Here is a 16,709-nt window from a genome sequence, read left to right on the forward strand (position 1 = left end):
TGCTGTTTTGCTCATTTGACATGCACTACTATAAACGATTTTCGATCCTTTAGTAAATATTTTGGTTACATATATTTTTCTATAAGGGCAAAAATATATGCGGTGTTTTGTGATTTACTGCTTACCTCGTGCCTGATTCCAGCCTCTTTATTTTTCCAACGATCATAGTACGAATTCACAAAAATAAAATCACTTTTGGAGATTGGCCTTTGCATGGACAGCTTGCTGGACGGCTGATTATTCGTGGCCTTGTCAACATATAAATACCCGTTATTTGTTGAAACGGTAAACCAAAGACCCGTTGATGTTTGTAATTCAGTTCCTGTTGACGGAATTTCTGTAATCAACCGATTCCACAACGCTTCGCCCTGCAATTTCTCTTTACGGACCGTTGGTGCAGCAATTGACCAATTACTGTTTACTTCAACACCGGCGTCCTTCAGAAGATTGTACAAAGGACATCTTTTTTCGACCGCCTCTTTAAGACGTTCCAAAGCCTCCTCATCTTCCCCGGTCTCGACCACGATATTCAGCTCAACAGACTGAAAATAAGTCTGTACGTCTTCCACGCCGCGGAAACCGCGCGGATCCAAGGTTCCGGAAGCGTCGTACTCGAGTCCCTCATAGTTGAAGTTTTGTTCCTTCGCCACATAAGAAGTCATGATCGACGTGCAGGCCGAGAGCGCGCCAAGGAAATACTCGAGGGGGTTGGGACCGGTGTTGGTGCCGCCGAGCCGCTCAGGTTCATCAACGGAAAAAGCCGGAAGGTCCCTCACACTGACCGTATTCTCCAAGCCCTTACCCGCTCTGCCGTTTACATGCAGTACGGCCATCTGGTTTTGTGTCATGCTGATTCTCCTGTCACGTGATTTTTGTGTTACATGCCTAGGAGCATGCGCTGCTATTGAATGTTTATAGTGTAGCATGATTTTTTCCTGGGGCGGGTTGTCTCGGATTGGGATCAAAAGCTTAGTGGTCCGAAAAAGGGATGCTCAAAAACTGGAAAGCATACGCCAATTTTCTCGCAAAGTCGAGAGGCGGTTCAACCGACTGAATATGAACATACATGATTAATGGATTTGTGAATAGCCAATGATTATGGAGCGCACTGACGATCAGCCCGTACTGCGACAATGTTCGAATGAATACTGGAACTTCCTCCTGGAGAACGGCAACTTCCGCCAGATTCAACGCACGGCCAGTTTGATCGAGAGATTCGAACGACACATTGGCCGTCATAAGCCGGGTGCTTTTTTTCCCTAGAACGGTGGTGTTCATTGTCCGATGAAGAGAAACCGTACATCCCCCTTTTTCCCACTTGCCCTGACCATTGAGAATCTGCGCAAATTGTTTGCAGAGTTGATCGTTATCAACCACTATCCCCGTCCCCTTTATCAGTTCTCCGTCATTTCTGTAGCATACGGAAACTTTTCGGGATCTGTGAAGAATGGTTTTCAGCATTTTGCCAGCGAGTTTGCCTGGTATCCGTTAGTGGAAGAACTAATGGTAGTAAAAATGGAATCGACGAGGAGGTTCATTTTGGCAAAAACAGAACAAACCGTTGCAGAATTGTTGCTTGATCAACTGGCGATGTACGGCGTGAAACGGATCTATGGGGTCGTTGGCGATGCCACGATCGGGTTCATCGACGCACTGGCCAAACAGGATAAGATCCAGTTCGTAACAACCAAACATGAGTCAACGGCTGCCTTCATGGCATCCGCCGAAGCGAAGCTGACCGGAGGGCTGGGCATCTGTACGGCGACGATGGGCCCGGGAGCGACCAATCTTCTGAACGGGCTGGGTGATGCCCATGCAGACCGCGCACCTGTCCTTGCCCTCACCGGACAGGCCCCCACTGACAAATACGGAACAGCGACTCCGCAGTTCATCAACCAGCAGGATCTAATGAAGCCGTTTGTCGCTTATTCCGAGAACCTGGCAAGTGCGGATGCGGCGGTCGACCTCCTTGAAAAAGCGGTGGCCACTTCTCTCAGGCAACGGGCGGTCACCCACCTGTCCGTGCCAAAGGATCTGTTCATGGAGAAGACAACGGAAAAACCTCGTCCATTGGCCGAAGTCATACAAGGCACCACCGTCTTTACGGCAGAAAGTCTGGAAAAGGCGGCGACCATCATGAAATCAGCAAAACGGCCGATGATTCTGGCCGGTTCCGGGGCCGCCGGGTCCTCCGAAGAACTTCAGAAACTGGCCGAATTATGGGGCGCCGGCATCCTGGCAAGCCTGGGTGGCAAAGGATTGTTTGAAGAATCCGCTCCACTCATGCTGCAAGGAATCGGCGAAGGCGGCAATCCGCATGCTTCCGAGTTATTTAAGGAATCGGATGTGGTCCTTCTTGCGGGAACCACTTGGTGGCCTGAAGGGCATGTGCCGACTAATGCCCGGTTGATCCAGATTGATCCCCACTTTAACCAGGTCGAAAAGAATATTCCTGTGGAACTGGGAATCGTCGGCACATCGGAAGAAGTGCTTCCTTTATTAAATGGGCATCTTGAAGGCTTCTCCCGTTCTGATGACTGGGTGGCCCGGTGCCAGGAAGTCAAAGAAAAATGGGCCCGGCAGAATGAGGAGGAAGGAAACAGCGAAGGATTCCCTGTCCACCCTTCACGGATCATCCGTGCGCTCGACAAAACCGTTGCGCCGGACGCCATCCTTGCGTTGGATACAGGAGACAACACCGTATGGACAAACCGCAACTTCCGGCAGACCAACCAGAAGACCGTATTCTCCGGCTACTGGCGGACCATGGGCTTCGGACTCCCTGCCGCTATGACAGCCAAACTGATCCATCCGGACAAACAGATCGTCGCGATTGTCGGTGACGGAGGACTCCAGATGGTGCTCGCAGATCTGATGACCGCCATCCGGTACGGACTCGATATCACTGTCGTTGTCCTGAACAACGAATCCCTGCAGATGGAGAAAGACAAAATCGATGTAATGGGGACAAAAGACATCGGAACAGACCTCACCAACCCTGACTTCGTCAAACTTGCAGAAGCGTGTGGTTGGAAAGCATTCCGACCCGAGTCGGATACGAAGATTGAATCAGTGCTGGAAGAAGCACTCAATTCAAACGGTCCGTCACTCGTGGATATCCCCACAGCTCAGGTATTTTTCCCTGAGACGGAATAAACAGAAACGGCGGCCGTAAATCAACGGACACTCATCTTTTCTACAGGCTCATCCATGTGTACAGGATTCAAAAAAGCCCGTTCACAGTTAAGTGGACGGGCTTCCTCGATTACTCTAGAATTTCACCGCTTCAGGAATATCTGACAACTGCACTTCATCGTAGGGAGTTAGCTCATTTTCTTTATTCAAGTACAAGTACAGCATCAAACAAACGTCTTCATGCAGCACTTTCATTGCTGTGAACTACACGGCGACAGAACCGTATTGTTGACATTTGTTAATTTAATACTTTAAATTTTTTTCATCTGAAATATACTTTTGGAACATACCCTTATTATAATCTACTGTATACCACCATTCATGATAGTGGCTTTTAGCAACTTTTTCAGCATAGACGCCCCACATTAACGAGTAATCATTTTCTTCAATGAATTTTATTAAATTTTCCTTTTTTATTAACAAACAACTGTCATATCCTAATAGTCTAGCATCAAAACATATTATATCTCCATTTTCATCTTGCCAGACTCCTTCAGTTTGTTGTTTTAAAGCAAAATGATCAACAATAATTTGAGCTGGCAGTACATAAGTCACACTATCGCCGTCATCGAATGAGTGATCTGTTTCCCAGAAATACTCATGACAAGCAGGTAATACATCATTATCCTTGTAGCTGGCTCTCTCTTTTTCAAAGTCACTATAAGATTCACTCCAATAATGCTCATAAGCAAAAATATTGTATGAGCTTGGCAATGGTACGCCATTGCCATCAATAGACTCCCTTCTTCTCTTTACAACTTCCTCTTTATTGCTACTTTTAACAAAAAATGCACTTGCCCGGAATATTATCGAGTCTCTTTCATTATAAGGAACATCCTCTTTTTTTATTGCCCAATTAAAATGTGAAAATAATGCAAGAAAATTAGTGTTATTAAGCTCTAACTCCAAATACTTATGTGTATCATCGAAAAGTGAACCATCTTTTACCCATTCAATTGTTGTTTCTGTTGGTAGCTGGCTTGGAATTAATTCTAATTCTTTTTCTTTAATACCTTTCAATAAAAAAGTTGGATCAATATCACGCATAGTTGGTTCCCAAGGTCCAGAGTATTTTGGATTAAAGGTTTTGTTAACTTTAATTATATGTTCTTCTTCATTAAGAATATCCTCGATTTCTTCTTCTAGTTCTTCCTTACCTTCAATTACAGCCCACTGTTTTAGTATATTTCTCTCTTTATATTCTCCATATTCCTTCGTATATATTTTTTCTTCTTTAAATGTCGGAAAGTTATCAGTCAGCTTTGCCATTAATTCATGGAATGCAATCCATTGATATTTCTTGCCAATCCTTTCAGTTACATTCGAATGTCTATCAAAACTACTGACACGCATGTCAAATTCCCCATGTAGTCCGATATCATACCCCATTTCAAAAACTCTTTTTATCGCTATATTACTTAGATCTTGGTCACTATCAAATTGATTTTTCCATGCTGTAACTTTTGAACCAAAAACATATCTACCGAAATCTCCATATCCACCGACACCTCTACCATATTCAGTTGTCATAGAAGAAATTATTCTATTAACTGAGTATGCTTCTCGAGTGTTATTATCTTTAGTATATTCTTTTTCTAATTGATCAATTTCATCGTTCGTAGGGATTTTTTTATACCACTTGCTCTTATAAGGTGGAGTAATTTTTTCTCTATCTAATTCAGGTAAGTCATAGCTTAATAATATAAATTCAATTGTTTGTCTAGCATAATCTCTTAATAAAACATGTGGATATACTTCACTCTTGCAAAAAATTTCTTTGTATATATATTTTGCAATGTTAGGATGTACTTGATGATTCTTGCTTCTAACTACCCCTCCCAATACAGCTGCATATAGTCTCTCTAAAATGTATGGATCATCAACAGAATTAAATTTGTGCAATATGTTTAGTACTGTTTCGGGGAACTCTTTAAATAAAATTACTAAACTCTTCGTACTAGAATCCCTAACCTCTTTATTTGTAGAGCTTAAAAACCAAATCAATGTTATTTGGTATAATTCCACTGTCTTAGGATTTATCCTAGTGCTATTTTCCCTAACCCAGTTAATAATTTTTAAAATATCGATATTCCTACTTGATATTTTTGTAGTCCAAAAAGCGTCTCTTATCGGCATTGCGTTTCCTGACAAGATTTTAAATAATGCATTAGCGTTTAATGGATGTTCTAATACGCAACTTTTCTGAATTAAAACATCTAAAAAACTTTCTAGAGTATATTTATAATGGAATATATGTTTGTTTATATATTCTTTGGTGATTTCAGTAATGCTTGATCCATCTCTCCAAATTAAGCTATTGTTAAATGACTCCATAAAAGTAAAGTCTTCTTTATATGTAGGGAAAACTTCAAATAACTCAATATGAAACTCATCTGCTAAGACAACCATTAATGCCTCTAACAATCCAACGTTAAAGGATACATCGGCTTCTGTGTTAAAGTATTTTTTGATATTTTTATCTGTACTAATGCTTTTAATTAATTCTTCTCTCGTCCGGTCTTTTGTTTTGTATCGTTCCAGTAGATAATTGGCCAACAAATAATCACCCATGCGCTCATAGGCAAAATAGACAATTCGTTCTCCTTTATAATCAACCGAGTCCATTAATATATTTTCCTGAATTAAGGCTTCTAACACTTTTGTTTCAAATCTTGTAAAGTCTGCAGCAACTTGTCTTATTGCTCTATAAACATCCATATAATCCATTTCTCTATAAACAGACTTATGTTGTACGCTTATTACTTCCCGAAGTATCTCATGTACTACAGTAAGATTTGAGTCAAAATCCAACCTATTATAATCAGACAACTTTTTATTTGCGTCATCTATTATAAATGCAAACAGGTTAGATATTTTAAGGTTCTGATCAAATGAATTATGATCTCTACTGGCATGTAATTCACATACAAGTTTCAGAAATAACGGATTGTTATACTCTGGGTTTAATAAAGGGAAAGCTGGTTCTTCAATTTTATAGTAGGAACAAAAAGCTGTAATTGGACTATAGTTGTCTTCACTAAAACCAAAATGCTCGAACTTCGTTATTTTATTAGTATCTATAAAATTTTCTGGGAGTATTTTGGATATAAAAGGAGTTCTAATCGAAAAAACAAATGAAATACTTGGATAATCTTTTATCTTGTCTATGAACTTTTGGAGATGATTTCTCCAAAGTCCCCCTCTTCCTTCTCCTTCATTTAATGCATCTATTATAAGAATCGCACGTTTATTAGTCCTCACTGCTTCCCTATTTATTGTTGAAAGAAATAGTTCAGTTGATCCTGTAAAATCCAAACTTTCTAGCATTTGTTTTAAAGGATCCATTTGACTCGAAAAATGTTGGCCCAAAAAAAGAAAGACAATATGGTTTTCTGCTCTTTTCTTTATTGCCATATCTGCTAATAAATGCGACTTACCAATTCCAGCTTCTCCGCAAAATAATAAGTATGGATCATATAAACATTGGTAACATGTTTTATTTAAAAATTTCTTGAAGCTCAAAATTACCTTATCAATCTCTCCGAAATACTTTATTAGAGTATCTTTATCTTCTTTTTCAATGTTAGCTTCGTAAAAAGGATACGGATCTGACGATGATTGAATCTTATCCAAAACTAAGTGTGCTTCTTTTAACAGGCTAAGCATTTCCTCGAACTTTTTATCACTATCGAGAAATTCTCTAATCTTAGTTAAATCCACATTTATTCGGTTCATAAATTCACGATAAATCTCTTTGCCCTTGAGACTTCTTAAATTGCTTTCAATATTTTCCTCAATGCTATAAACAATCTTATTAAAATATTTGTAGTTTTCTTCTATAAACCACTCACTCATTGTTAATGCTTCAAATACAAGCATATTTTCGGTCTCAATGTTTAGCTTAGGGGTATAGCGTGGACCTAGGGATGATATGCTAGCAGATAACTGATTATCAATTAAATTGTCCCTTAATATAGATGTATCTTGGCTATTAATATCTAATTCCTTCGACATTAGTTCTATTATTTTATTCTGACTGTCGATATTTAGATCTAGAAACCTTTTAGTTAAATCTTTTGTTAATAAAATATCTTCCTTTGGGCTGAATTTAATATTATACGGATTATAAAATACAGCGTTTTTAATGTTTTCATTCTGCTGCCCAATAAACAAAAACTTCATTTCATGGTCATTTTTTTTATAATCAGCTATTATATCTTTCGATAAAGATGATTCTATTTTTTTCTTTGTACAACTAGCAGAAACCTGAATTATTATTTTTAACTTACGATCAATCAAATCAATTCCTGCTGCATTTTGATTTTCAGCATTCATGTTGGATAGATTAAATTCGAATAAATAGTTTAGTAAATCCCTATAAAAATTTTCTGCATGAACATTATCAGATAATAGGTTTAATCGACCGTTTTCTTTTATATATTCATTTAGACTTACTAAATATTTTATAAACAAAGCCGTATTTTTGTTTCTATTCATCTCATCATCCATCCCCCAGTTTAAATTAACCAAATTCAATTAGTTTTAATGTGCTTTAGATTTTTATTCCTTTATTCCTACTCTTCATACCTCCCCTTTAAATAAGAAGTGAGAGGTTGAACTAAGAATTTACTTATAATTTTCATTCATAAAAGTTTAAGTTTTATTGCAACATACCTTCATCTTAATTCCAAGTTGCAAACTGCTTCAACATGACTAGACTGCGGAAACATATCCACCGGCTGGACTTCCTTCGTTTTGTAACCGCCGTCTTCCAGGATGCGGAGGTCGCGGGCGAGTGTGGCTGGGTTGCAGCTGACGTAGACTAGGCGCTTCGGTCGGTACTCGAGGATGGTCCGGAGCAAGTGCTCGTCGCAGCCTTTTCTTGGCGGGTCGACGACAAGAACGTCAAATCGTTTGCCTTCTTTGTACCAGCGCGGGATGACGTCTTCAGCCGCTCCGGCTTCGAAATGTGTGTTCGTGAAGCCGTTGACTTCTGCGTTGCGCTTGGCATCTTCAATTGCTTGAGGGACGATTTCGACGCCGTACACTTCCTTCGCCTGCTTGGCGAGGAAGAGCGAGATGGTGCCGATGCCGCAGTAGGCGTCGATGACGGTTTCGTTCCCGCTGAGGTTGGCGTAGTCGAGCGCCTGCGAGTACAGGACTTCGGTCTGGTCGGGGTTGATCTGGTAGAACGAGCGGGCGGAGATTTCGAATGTGACGCCGCCGATTTTGTCGGTAATGACGGGCGGTCCGTAGAGCGAAATGGTCTCATCGCCCATGATGACGTTTGTCTTCCGGTCGTTGACGTTCTGGACAATCGATGTCACATCCGGCACGACACTGCGGATGAGTTCGACGACTTCGTCCTTCTTCTTGAATTTGCGGTTCCGGGTGACGAGGACGACCATCGTTTCACCGGTCGCCTTCCCTTTCCGGATGACAACATGGCGCAGGAAGCCCTTGTCCTTTTGTTCGTCATACGCCTTGATGCCAAGCTCGTGCAGGCTGTGCTTGATCGTGCGCATGACGACATCGGCTTCGGTCGACTGGATCAGGCACGTCTCGGTGTCCATGATCGTGTGGGTGCCTCGGCGGAAAAAACCTGCGACAACTTTTCCGTCCCGCTCGGCAAACGGGATTTGTGATTTATTCCGGTAGCGCCATGGATGCTCCATGCCTTTAACTGGATGGACCGGGACATCAGGAAGCTTCGCGATCCGGTCCATGACGTCTCGGACCATTTTGCGCTTGCGCTCCAGCTGACCCTCGTATGAAAGGTGCTGGATCTGGCAGCCCCCGCACTCCGGGAATACCGGGCACGGCGGCTCGACACGGTTTTCGGACGGTTCGACGATGTTGAGGAGCTTTGCGAATCCATATTTCTTGAGGGTTTTGGTGACCTTGAATTCGACGGTTTCGCCGGGAAGCGCGCCGGGGATGAAGAGCGGATAGCCGTCGATTTTTGCCACGCCTGAACCGTCATGGGTCAGGTCGGTGATTTCGCCGATCAGCCGGTCGTTTTGTTGGACTGCGTAAGCCATATATAATTTCCTCCGATTCAGTGCAGTTGGGTTTATTTTATCAGAATGTGGCATTTTTTATTAGAGAAAGTCAGTCTGTCCGTCGGATAGAAAGAAAAATCGTCCCTTCCCCTTCTCTCCACAACGAAAGCCGCCCCGCTTGCAGGGACGGCTTTTTTCTCACTTCTTCTTTTCCTTCGGTGGCCTTGTCGCCGCTCCGTCCATCGGGGCGACGATGAAGGCGAGGAAGATCGCGCCGATCAGCACGATGAATGGTGCGTAGAACATGAGGAATTCATCCATTGGGTTTGCCTCCTTCGCCCTTTAGGCGTGTTCGTCTTTTTTGCGCCCTTTCACGTAGTCCTTGTTGAATAGGAACAGGCGCAGGAGCAGGTACAGCGACGGGATGAGCAGTCCGAGCCCGAGGATGAAGGCGATGATGAGTGCGGTCGCCATCGCCGTGTTCGTGAAGCTGTCGTGAATCGTCAGGTGCGGATACAGCAGGTACGGGTAGTGCGCTATGCCGTATCCGTAGAAGGCGAGCGCGAACTGGCCGATCAGGAGCCAGACCGCGAGGCCGTAGTTGTGCCGTTTCCAGAGCAGGTAGACCGTTCCGATAAAGAGTGCGCCGGACAGCGCGAACATCCACCATAGGCCAAGCAGTTGATTGTAGTGTTCCGCGTTGTGGCTGCGAAGCTCCCAGACGATGCCGCCTGCGGTGATGATCGTCGGCAACGACCAGATGAGCGCGTACTTCCTGAGCAGTTCCGTCGCGTCACGGTCCCCCGCCTTGTCGGCATACCAGGTGAGGAACACCGCCGAGATGTAGAGGGTCGCTGCAATCGACAGGAAGACGATCGACCAGGTGAGCGGACTTGTGAACAGTGCCCCGTAATCCAGCACCGGCTGGCCGTCGACCATATCGATAAAGCCGCCCTCAGAGATCGTGAGCACGATCGAGAGTGACGCCGGGAGCAGCAAGCCGGCGAGCCCGTACATGAACGAGTAACCCTTATGGCCGCTTGCGCCGTACGTTTCAAATGCGTAATACGATCCGCGTATTGCCAGCAGGATCAGCGCGATACTAAGCGGTACAAGCATCGTCGTGCCGTAGTAAAATGCCGTCGACGGGAAGAATCCGACCATCCCGACAAAGAAGAACACGAGGAAGACGTTCGTCACTTCCCACACCGGTGACAGGTAGCGCTGGATGACGTTCGTCAGGATGTGCTCCTTCCCCGTCAGCAGGCTGTAGGCGTTGAAGAATCCCGCGCCGAAGTCTATGGCGCCGACGATGATGTAACCGAACAGGAACGTCATGAGGACCGTGATGCCAAGCACTTCAAGGCTCATCGGTGATCACCGCCTTTCCGGGTACCTTCACGGACTTCCGCTTCGCGGTCGGCAATCTCGCGTTCGACCGGGTTTTTGCGGAACATCCGCCTCAGCACGACGACGCTGCCGACACCGAGGATCAGGTAGAGCGTCGCGAACAGGTAAAGCATCGTATCGACATGGCCGCTCGTCGTGGCGGCCTCCGGCACTTTCATGATGTCTCGCAGGATCCAAGGCTGGCGCCCGACTTCCGCGTACCACCAGCCGGCTTCGATCGCAATGACTGTTAGCGGGCCGCCTGCGACGATGAGCCAGCGGTACCAGCGTGAGTGGATAAACCGCCACCTCATGTGTTTGCCGAGCCAGTACAGGCCGGAAACCATGATCATGAGCATCCCGATCGTCACCATCGTGTCGAACAGATAGTGGATATAGAGCGGCGGGATCTCGTCTTCCGGGAATTCGTTCAGCCCGATCACTTCCGCCGTCGGGTCAGAGTGCGCGAGGATGCTGAGTGCGTACGGAATCGTGATGGCATACTTTACTTCCTGGCCGTCGAGCACGCCATACAGCATGAGCGGCGCCTCGCCTTCCGTCTCAAAGTGCCATTCCGCGGCAGCCAGTTTTTCCGGCTGGTACTCGGCGAGGTATTTCCCCGAGAAGTCCCCGATAATCGCGGCGCCAATCGAGAAGATCAGTCCGAGTTTCATCGTGAGGAACAGCGCCTTTTTGTGGTACACGTGATCCGAGCCCTTGAGCAGCCGGAAGGCGGCGATGGCGGCAAGGATGAATGCGGATGTCATATAGGCGGTGATGACCACGTGCGCCACCTTCGTCGGCATCGCCGGGTTGAACATCGCGACAAGCGGCTGGATGTTGACGAGCTCGCCGTCCACTAGATCGAAGCCCTGCGGCGCGTTCATGAATGCGTTCACGATGGTGATAAATACAGCCGAGAATGATGCCCCGAGAGCAACCGGGACGAGCAGCAACAAGTGCTTTTTCTGATTGTCGAACCGGTCCCATGTATAGAGATAGATCCCGAGGAAAATCGCTTCAAAGAAGAAAGCGAACGTCTCCATGAACAGTGGAAGCGCGATGACCTGCCCCGCCAGCTCCATGAAGTTCGGCCAGAGCAGCGACAACTGCATGCCGATGGCTGTCCCGGTCACGACCCCGACCGCGACTGTAATGACAAATCCCCGCGCCCAGCGGCGTGCGAGGAGAATATAATGTTCGTCGTTTTTCTTGATGCCCACCCACTGCGCGATCATGATCATGAGCGGTACACCGACGCCGATCGTGGCGTAGATGATATGGAAGCTCAGGGTCAGCTCTGTAAGGACCCTCGAGAAGAATACCGATTCTTCATTTCCCATTCCGTCTTCCCCCTCGTTTAATGTGCATGATTATAGGGTATGTACACTTAGTCATCCCCCGAAGATCCTGCCGGCAATCGACAGCAGCATGATGGCTGCCACGGCGAATGCGAGCCACATGAGCCAGCGTTCCTGTTTCTTGTACACGGGGCATCCCTCTCTTTCTTAAACCAGTATACCCTTGGTTTATGGGGGAATAACGCAGGAAATAAGGCAGATTTCCGAGCTTGCTATGACAATTTGGTTGAGGTCAAGTGACAGATTCTTGACACTTAGTGTTGCGAAATTTCTAAGAATTAGGTATAATGTATGAATCACACAAAGGAGGTGCCGGCCGTTATGATGGTTGAACTCAGGAAGAAAGTATTGGCTTATATTACTCGCGGAGACGGGCCGGGCCAGCAGTTGCTCGTTTACACGATGAAGGATCATCCCGAATCGGGTGTGCAAGTGCCGGGCGGAACGATCGACCGCGGCGAACTTCTGATGGATGCGCTTTATCGCGAAATCGAAGAAGAGACAGGGATCCTGAAGGATGACCTGGTCCTTATCGGCAAGCTAGCGAAAAACACGTACTTCCCCCGTCACCGTGACCGGAAATACGAGCGCACCATTTTCCAGCTTGAGTATAAGGGGAACGGTCCCGATGAATGGGAGCACACCGTTACGGGAGAAGGCAAGGACCAGGGACTCGAGCTCCAAATCCGCTGGATGCCCCTCAGTGACATCCCCGACCTTGCAGAAAAACAGGATATGGCGATTGACGCCTTATAATGAAAGACGAAAAGATCCGGCCGCGAGCCGGATCTTTTTTGCTGTTTGTGGGGCGGGGACGTTGCGTCACTTTCGGGGAGTGTTTCGTCACTTTCAGGGGGCGTTGCGTCACTTTCGCGCCCTCTTTCATCACTTTCGGAACGCGATTCATCACTTTCACTTTGGCAACCGTCTCAGCCGCCCCTTATACCTCCATATATAGGTCGTCGTCTTGCTCTGGCCGACCTTCTTTAGCGGATATTTTCTGAGCAGATTAGCCGCAGCTGTCTGCGACATGCCAAACAGATGTTGGACTTGCTCGTTCGTAATCGAAGAGCTCCGCAGCAGGAACCACCTCTCCAAAGTATGTGTGTAGGGATCCGTCGTCTCCCATCCACACCGGCATACCCATCGCCGCTTTGTGACTCTCTCCAACTTTCTCCAACACTTCGGGCAGACGGGCTTCCAAAAAAGTTCAGTGGCGGCTAAATCGACTTTTTCGATCAAGGGAAATGGCATATAAGGTTCATTCCGATTGCGAATATACTCCGCCAGCTCCCTGATCTCGTTTTGAGTCCGTCCCCCGCCGGCGTGATAATCACCTAAAATATGATTCCTTATTTGCCGGATTCTAAATATCTTGCCGCCACGGGGAGGCTTTTCAATCATCGCGCTTCCGGTCATCACCACTGCCCCGTCAACGGCGCATGCGATATCGTGATCATAAAACCATTGTCGCAGGTTGGCCATCTCTTCCTGCAGCTGGAGCATGGGGCATTCATAGCTTGCGACAAGCCTCCCCTCGGCATCCAACTTATCCAAGCGGGATGGATCGGATTCGAATCTGAGCCGATCCGCCATGTTCTTTGCTTCATAAATCATCGCGTGAAAAGGTGTCAGCACAAGTACATCAATCTGTGCGTAATGCCTTGGTGCCAGCCTTAGATTGACGTCCCATAAAACCTCGACCGGCAGGTTCAAGTTGAACAGATATTGAAGCACCTTCCGCTCCCCCGCCATACCTGCCCTCAGCGAATACAGTCTCTTCTCAATAACACTTCTTGACCGTTGTTCCAGTCCCGGCATATTGAGCAGCATATCCAACGCGGCCTCATGCAGTAATTGAACCGATTCCCCCAAATCCCAACCTCCGCCCCCACGTTTCCCCCACCATAGCACGCATTACGTTAATAGAGAATACCGCTGGAATGCCGGTAATCCGAGCACTTTATGATTTTGACATCGAAAACTGTTCCATATTCGAATTATGACCCACTATATCGCCTCAAAATTGAAAGATGGCTTTTTCGAAAATAAATGGTGATTCGTCACTTTCAAGGGCTGATTCATCACTTTCGGAGGTCCTTTCATCACTTTCACGGTCCCTTTCATCACTTTCGCACCCTCTTTCGTCACTTTCGCATTCCCCCAAACAAAAAACCCCCGCCGAAGCGGGGGTTCACGCAATCACACTCTGTCCTGTTCCTTGATCTGATCGATCGGGACGAACATTTCAATGTGGCGGTGGAGGTTCTCGAAGCGTGCCGGCAAGAGACCGCCGAATTCGCCGTCGAGGTTCAGCTGCACTTTCTCATCGGAAGTGACTTCAATCTTTGACGGTTTGGCATGGATGACGAGCGGGTCGTTCAGATGCTCGCCGCGGAGCGCCAGACTGACGACACGGATGAATTCATAGAGATTGCATTTTTTCAGGATGAACATGCTGAACCGGCCGTCGTTGATGCTGGCGTTCGGTGCCAGTTTTTCAAAGCCGCCGACCGAGTTGGTGAGTCCGACAAGGAACAGCATTGCTTCGTCATCAAACACTTCACCGTCGTATTCGATCCGGACGCGTGATGCTTTGATGGAAGGGAGCATCTCGATGCCCTTCAGGTAGTAGGCAAGCTGCCCAAGAACGGTCTTGAGTTTGCTCGGCACCTCATAGGTGAGCTCGGTGATCTTGCCGCCGCCTGCGATGTTGATGAAGTGACGGTCGTTGACGATGCCGACGTCGACCGGGATCGTTTCACCGGCGATGATGATATCGAGCGCATCGTCGATGTCCCGCGGGATATGGACGGCACGGGCAAAGTCATTGGTCGTCCCCATCGGGATCAATCCGAGCTTCGGCCGTTTTTCGTAGCCGCTGACACCCGCGACGACTTCGTTCAGCGTGCCGTCTCCGCCTACTGCAATGATGATGTCAAAGCCTCGCTCGACAGCGGCCTTGGCAGCTTCTGTCGCGTCACCTTCGCAGGTCGTGGCGTGGCAGGAGGTTTCATAGCCGGCCTCCTCCAGACGGACAAGCACTTCCGGAAGGTGCTTTCGGAAAATTTCGCGGCCTGACGTCGGGTTATAGATGATGCGTGCACGTTTGGTCATGGTTGTCCTCTCGCTTCTTGAGTACTTATATAGGATATGACGGCGGGTCCCGTCAAATGTTGCGGTGTCCACCAAAAAGAAGCCGGCGGTCGCCGACTCCCCTTTCCTTCATCATATGCCTGTCCGGCTGAACGCGCAAGCCGTAAGTTCAGTCCTGTTTCTGAAGCGCCGTCATGAATGTGCGGCGGATATCTTCGTAAACCCACAGCCAATAGTCCGCATTGGTTGTGTACTCGACGTAGAGATTCTTGAACAGTTTCTTCTGCTTTTCCTCGAAGTCCGGAGCGTCCTTCGGAGGTAGTGTTTCGCGCTGCTCCATCACGTATTCCTGTACCTGTGGCGCACGCGGGCCCCACTTAGCCAGCACGTCCCCGTCCTTGTCCAAAAGGAGATAGACTGGGATCGATCGGCCGCCGTTCGTGAGCCAGCGGTCGATCAGTTCAGTGTCCGCGTCGCGGTAGGCGATGCGCGCCTCGATGCCGGCCGCTTCGACGATGTGCCGGAGAATCGGGTTGTTCATCATCGCATCCCCGCACCAGTCTTCAGTGATGACCAGAATATGCGGCTGCTTTTCCTTCAGGAGCCCGATGAGCTCATCGCCCTGCGGCAATTTAAAGCTTTCATATACTTTCTGGCTGTTTTCCTTATGGGTCGTCATGCCCTCCATATAATCGGCGAGCGTTTTTCCTTCTTCATAGTATTGCTGTTCCGTTTTCATCTGACATCCCCTCCTGAATCCAGTTTACTGAATTTCAGTCAAAGGGACCATCATTCAGTTTCAATATTGAATCACTTCTGGATAACGCCGCAGGCGATCCGCTCACCGGCGTCCCCGGACGGCTGCGAGGTGTAATCATCCTCTCCGCCATGGATGACGAGCGCTGTGCCCTCTTCTGTGAACAGGGTATTGTCGGCATCTTCCTGCAGGGAGATCTGATCCGTGTCGAACTCTACATTCGCCGTGCCGTCTTCACCAACTTCTATATTCTCGAAATCACCGGCATGAGGGCCGTTTTCGCTGTCCTTGCCGTGTTCAGTGCCGCCGGGGTTATAGTGGCCGCCGGCTGACTCAAAGTCGGGTGCTTCACAGCTTCCTTTCTCATGCACATGGAAAGCGTGTGTGCCGGCCGGAAGGTTTTCGACGGCCAGTTCCACATGGACGGTTCCTTCACCAAGATCACTGAACACCGCCTGACCCGCCGGTTGTCCTTCCACATCCTCCAACTGCACAAGAACATCCTCCGCCGGATTATGGCCGGTATCCTCCTGCACGGTTTCTGTTTTTTCGGTGTCCTCGGTGCCCGTGTCCGTTTCTCCATTGTCCGTCCCCTGGTCCTGTCCTCCGCAGCCGGCCAATACTGCCGCCAGCAATCCGCTTGCCATTCCTCCAACCCACAGCTTCTTCATTTACACCTCTCCCTTCAAAAATACGCTCCCTCTTCTATTGACCAAGAGGACATGAATAAACCGGGAGAGAAGGTCTGTTTATGTAACGTCAATAAAGGCCGGAAGTAACGATAGCTGTGATAAGTTCCCCGCTTCAAGATAAAGACTAATAGATTTGACCCAATGGGCGGTGAATCCATATGCTGTCGTGAGTTTACATGTTGGTTGCCCGAGTCTGCATGTTCCGTCCCTGAGATTG

Annotated in this window: 13 protein-coding genes; 2 read left to right on the forward strand and 11 right to left on the reverse strand. The window is 47.3% G+C overall.

Annotation, left to right across the window (positions count from 1 at the left end; translation table 11 throughout):
• Positions 1 to 65: 65 nt before the first annotated feature.
• Positions 66 to 848: an OsmC family protein gene (locus DZC51_RS00860; protein ID WP_157293466.1), complete on the reverse strand. Its 783-nt coding sequence runs from the start codon at positions 846 to 848 to the stop codon at positions 66 to 68.
• 121 nt (positions 849 to 969) lie between these two features.
• Positions 970 to 1,377: a DUF1259 domain-containing protein gene (locus DZC51_RS00865; RefSeq protein ID WP_157293467.1), complete on the reverse strand. Its 408-nt coding sequence runs from the start codon at positions 1,375 to 1,377 to the stop codon at positions 970 to 972.
• A 162-nt stretch (positions 1,378 to 1,539) separates the two neighbouring features.
• Here DZC51_RS00865 and DZC51_RS00870 point away from each other — a divergent pair, with 162 nt between their 5' ends.
• Positions 1,540 to 3,156 carry a thiamine pyrophosphate-binding protein gene (locus DZC51_RS00870; protein WP_157293468.1) on the forward strand — a complete coding sequence of 539 codons (1,617 nt, stop codon included), beginning with the start codon at positions 1,540 to 1,542 and terminating at the stop codon, positions 3,154 to 3,156.
• A gap of 282 nt (positions 3,157 to 3,438) precedes the next feature.
• On the opposite strand, the gene DZC51_RS00875 is transcribed toward DZC51_RS00870, so the two are convergent.
• The 5 genes from DZC51_RS00875 to DZC51_RS00890 form a co-directional block, all read right to left on the reverse strand.
• Entirely contained in the window at positions 3,439 to 7,704 is a 4,266-nt protein-coding gene (locus tag DZC51_RS00875) for an SMEK domain-containing protein (RefSeq protein ID WP_157293469.1), read from the reverse strand.
• Positions 7,705 to 7,871: 167 nt separating this feature from the next.
• Complete coding sequence (rlmD, locus tag DZC51_RS00880) at positions 7,872 to 9,236, reverse strand: 23S rRNA (uracil(1939)-C(5))-methyltransferase RlmD (RefSeq protein ID WP_157293470.1); 1,365 nt, start codon at positions 9,234 to 9,236, stop codon at positions 7,872 to 7,874.
• Between the two features lie 159 nt (positions 9,237 to 9,395).
• The gene (gene cydS, locus DZC51_RS16320) at positions 9,396 to 9,518 is read right to left on the reverse strand and encodes a cytochrome bd oxidase small subunit CydS family protein (RefSeq protein ID WP_255448091.1); all 123 of its coding nucleotides are present in this window, start codon (positions 9,516 to 9,518) and stop codon (positions 9,396 to 9,398) included.
• A gap of 21 nt (positions 9,519 to 9,539) precedes the next feature.
• Entirely contained in the window at positions 9,540 to 10,568 is a 1,029-nt protein-coding gene (locus DZC51_RS00885; RefSeq protein ID WP_157293471.1) for a cytochrome d ubiquinol oxidase subunit II, read from the reverse strand.
• Complete coding sequence (locus tag DZC51_RS00890) at positions 10,565 to 11,929, reverse strand: cytochrome ubiquinol oxidase subunit I (protein WP_157293472.1); 1,365 nt, start codon at positions 11,927 to 11,929, stop codon at positions 10,565 to 10,567. Before DZC51_RS00890 ends, DZC51_RS00885 begins: the two co-directional genes overlap by 4 nt.
• Before the next feature lie 339 nt (positions 11,930 to 12,268).
• Between DZC51_RS00890 and DZC51_RS00895 the strand changes: the two genes are divergently transcribed.
• The gene (locus tag DZC51_RS00895) at positions 12,269 to 12,703 is read left to right on the forward strand and encodes an NUDIX hydrolase (protein WP_157293473.1); all 435 of its coding nucleotides are present in this window, start codon (positions 12,269 to 12,271) and stop codon (positions 12,701 to 12,703) included.
• A 156-nt stretch (positions 12,704 to 12,859) separates the two neighbouring features.
• Here DZC51_RS00895 and DZC51_RS00900 read toward each other — a convergent pair whose 3' ends face one another.
• The 4 genes from DZC51_RS00900 to DZC51_RS00915 form a co-directional block, all read right to left on the reverse strand.
• Positions 12,860 to 13,822, reverse strand: coding sequence for a nuclease-related domain-containing protein (locus tag DZC51_RS00900; RefSeq protein ID WP_157293474.1), 963 nt, complete (start codon positions 13,820 to 13,822; stop codon positions 12,860 to 12,862).
• Between the two features lie 327 nt (positions 13,823 to 14,149).
• Positions 14,150 to 15,064 carry a diacylglycerol kinase gene (locus DZC51_RS00905; protein WP_157293475.1) on the reverse strand — a complete coding sequence of 305 codons (915 nt, stop codon included), beginning with the start codon at positions 15,062 to 15,064 and terminating at the stop codon, positions 14,150 to 14,152.
• Between the two features lie 148 nt (positions 15,065 to 15,212).
• Complete coding sequence (locus tag DZC51_RS00910) at positions 15,213 to 15,782, reverse strand: thioredoxin family protein (RefSeq protein WP_157293476.1); 570 nt, start codon at positions 15,780 to 15,782, stop codon at positions 15,213 to 15,215.
• Positions 15,783 to 15,853: 71 nt separating this feature from the next.
• On the reverse strand, positions 15,854 to 16,471 hold the full coding sequence (locus tag DZC51_RS00915; RefSeq protein WP_157293477.1) for a superoxide dismutase family protein: 618 nt from the start codon (positions 16,469 to 16,471) through the stop codon (positions 15,854 to 15,856).
• Positions 16,472 to 16,709 lie beyond the last annotated feature (238 nt).

The organism is Bhargavaea sp. CC-171006 (genome assembly GCF_009761675.1).
GTDB lineage: Bacteria > Bacillota > Bacilli > Bacillales_A > Planococcaceae > Bhargavaea > Bhargavaea changchunensis.

What these genes read in the sequence shown, in the direction of transcription:
- DZC51_RS00905 (WP_157293475.1), bottom strand. Translation starts at nt 15,064, where the DNA reads ATGACCAAACGTGCACGCATCATCTATAACCCGACGTCAGGCCGCGAA.
- DZC51_RS00915 (WP_157293477.1), bottom strand. Translation starts at nt 16,471, where the DNA reads ATGAAGAAGCTGTGGGTTGGAGGAATGGCAAGCGGATTGCTGGCGGCA.
- DZC51_RS00885 (WP_157293471.1), bottom strand. Translation starts at nt 10,568, where the DNA reads ATGAGCCTTGAAGTGCTTGGCATCACGGTCCTCATGACGTTCCTGTTC.
- DZC51_RS00895 (WP_157293473.1), top strand. Translation starts at nt 12,269, where the DNA reads ATGATGGTTGAACTCAGGAAGAAAGTATTGGCTTATATTACTCGCGGA.
- DZC51_RS00910 (WP_157293476.1), bottom strand. Translation starts at nt 15,782, where the DNA reads ATGAAAACGGAACAGCAATACTATGAAGAAGGAAAAACGCTCGCCGAT.
- rlmD (WP_157293470.1), bottom strand. Translation starts at nt 9,236, where the DNA reads ATGGCTTACGCAGTCCAACAAAACGACCGGCTGATCGGCGAAATCACC.
- DZC51_RS00860 (WP_157293466.1), bottom strand. Translation starts at nt 848, where the DNA reads ATGACACAAAACCAGATGGCCGTACTGCATGTAAACGGCAGAGCGGGT.
- DZC51_RS00875 (WP_157293469.1), bottom strand. Translation starts at nt 7,704, where the DNA reads ATGGATGATGAGATGAATAGAAACAAAAATACGGCTTTGTTTATAAAA.
- DZC51_RS00890 (WP_157293472.1), bottom strand. Translation starts at nt 11,929, where the DNA reads ATGGGAAATGAAGAATCGGTATTCTTCTCGAGGGTCCTTACAGAGCTG.
- cydS (WP_255448091.1), bottom strand. Translation starts at nt 9,518, where the DNA reads ATGGATGAATTCCTCATGTTCTACGCACCATTCATCGTGCTGATCGGC.